Raw genomic sequence first — 2475 nt, 5'->3', positions numbered from 1 at the left:
TACCTATACTTTTTGTCGACAATTGTGCCTCGATTGCTTGCTGTATAGTACTCTTGATTACAATGTTATTATTAACATCTAGCCCTTTTTCTATTTCCTGTCTTACCAAATTCATTGCAATATTAGATAGCTTATCGATTGACTCTCCCATATCTAAAGCCTGTTTAAATTCGGTCACAATAATATTTTCTATTTGACTTGAACTTTCTGGGGTGCTTATTTTAGCATCCACAAGTTTAGTTGAAGTTATCCCGAGCATCTCCAACACTTCATTGTTTGACTGTAGTGATGTGCTTTGTGTTGAGAGAAGGACATCTGGCGTTTGCTGAACATTAATTACAAACTGTTTGATATCAGTCACCGTACCATGAACTGAAACTTCAACGCTAAAGTCCACCATACCTATAAAGCTTGGGCTTGACTCAAAATAGATATTAATTAAGTTCCCTATCCTTTCAATGCTCAATGATCCTTCTTGAGTGGATAGTCCTATAATTTTGGCATCAACGTGGTCAGAGCTTAGTATACTACCTAGTAAGATACTTTTGTTTGCCAACACATCCCCAATCAAAGGATGCTCAGTTGTACCATCACCTATAAATGATGGAAGTGTGGTATTCAATATCCCTCCATCAGTAAACAATTCGTTCTGACCAGTCACCGCAGCAAAGTTCATTACAGCAGCATTAGTAGGTACTGCTCCGCTAATTATATAGGTACCGTTAGATGGCACTAATTTTTCAGCGATACTTTCAAGATAATAATGAATATCTAGTGTGGATATTTCTACACCACCCTTACCATCGCCATCAATATCTCCAAAAACTTCATTTGGCGAATCAATCCTTCCATTACCGTTAGCATCACCAGCGATTTCATTAGGATTGTCAATCACGCCATTACCATTAATATCGCCAGCGATTTCATTAGGAATATCAATCACGCCATTGCCGTTTGCATCACCAGCGATTTCATTAGGGGTATCAATCACGCCATTGCCGTTGGCATCACCAGCGATTTCATCAGGATCATCAATCACGCCATTGCCGTTAGTATCACCAGCGATTTCATTAGGGGTATCAATCACGCCATTACCATTAATATCGCCAGCGATTTCATTAGGATCGTCAATCATGCCATTGCCGTTAGCATCACCAGCGATTTCATTAGGATCGTCAATCACGCCATTACCGTTAGCATCGCCAGCGATTTCATCAGGATCGTCAATCACGCCATTGCCGTTAGTATCACCAGCGATTTCATCAGGATAATCAATCATGCCATTACCGTTGGCATCTCCAGCGATGCTAATATCAATGCTCATGGTATAACTTGTCACAGAATCTACCGTGCCATCATTTACACTAAAGTCAAAGCTATCATAAGCTAGTCCATTTTGATTAGCTATTGGCGTAAATTTCAAATTACCTGCATCAATATCTGCTCTACTAATGACCTGATTTAAAATGACATCCACGCCACTTAATTTCAAACTACCAACCTGTTCCAAAGTGGTGACTTTAATACTGTTCAAGGGATCAGCATCAATATCCTCAAACTTGAAGTCCACTACTTTAAAAGTATAATCGCTGTTTTCATTACCCATCACTGTACTATTAGCTGCTATTGGGGCGTCATTAACTGGAGTGACATCAATACTCATCGTATAAGTCGACACAGAATCAATTGTGCCATCGTTTACCTTAAAGCCAAAACTTGCATAAGCTGAACCATTTGCATTATTTGCGGGCGTAAAGGTCAATAAACCACTCTCAATATTTACCTTTGTAATCACCTGATCAACGGTGACATCTACGTTGTTTAATTTTAAAGTGCCTGCTGTTGGTAAACTTGTGACTTTAATGCTTGCTAAAGCATCGCCATCATCCACATCACTAAAATTAAAGTCGGTAACTTCAAATGTTTTAATTGTATCCTCTGCTATTGTAACCATACCGTTAGCTGCGGTTGGGGCATCATTTATTGAATTGACATTAATGGTTACCGTAGCGCTACTTTGCACGCCTGGGGCAGGCAACCCATTATCATATGCTGTAACCGTTAATGAATCTACTCCGTTAAAGTTGGCATTACCCTGATAGGTGAGACTTTGAAGAGTGTTGTTAATCTCTGTTTCTGTACCGCTAATTATTATTTGATTACTATTATTAGCGCCAGCGCTAATCGTCGCACCACTTAAATTGACATTTAGCACACCTTGAGTAACTTGTAATTCTACACTGGTTAACATTCCTTCTTTATCAGTTACTGAAATCCCATCAATATTTAATAAAGTATCTTCATTGACTGATTGCGCTGATGGAACGGTAATCTCTGGAGCATCATTAACTGTTGTAATTGTAAGCAAGCTTTTTACGTTATTTGCTGAATCAAGACTATTTGCATCCGTGATCACATATTGTATTTGTTTGACCGTTTGTGCTGGATTGTCCGAAGTGTTGTAATACACCATAC

Annotated in this window: 1 protein-coding gene; it reads right to left on the bottom strand. The window is 38.9% G+C overall.

Translation table 11 applies throughout. The features are described 5' to 3' along the window. A partial coding sequence (locus DNJ77_RS09710; RefSeq protein WP_204723397.1) for an Ig-like domain-containing protein occupies positions 1–2475 on the bottom strand: 2475 nt, incomplete at both ends.

Origin of the sequence: Fastidiosibacter lacustris (genome assembly GCF_003428155.1) — a bacterium.
Classification (GTDB): domain Bacteria; phylum Pseudomonadota; class Gammaproteobacteria; order Francisellales; family Francisellaceae; genus Caedibacter; species Caedibacter lacustris.
This window is presented reverse-complemented; position numbering and strand designations above follow the sequence as displayed.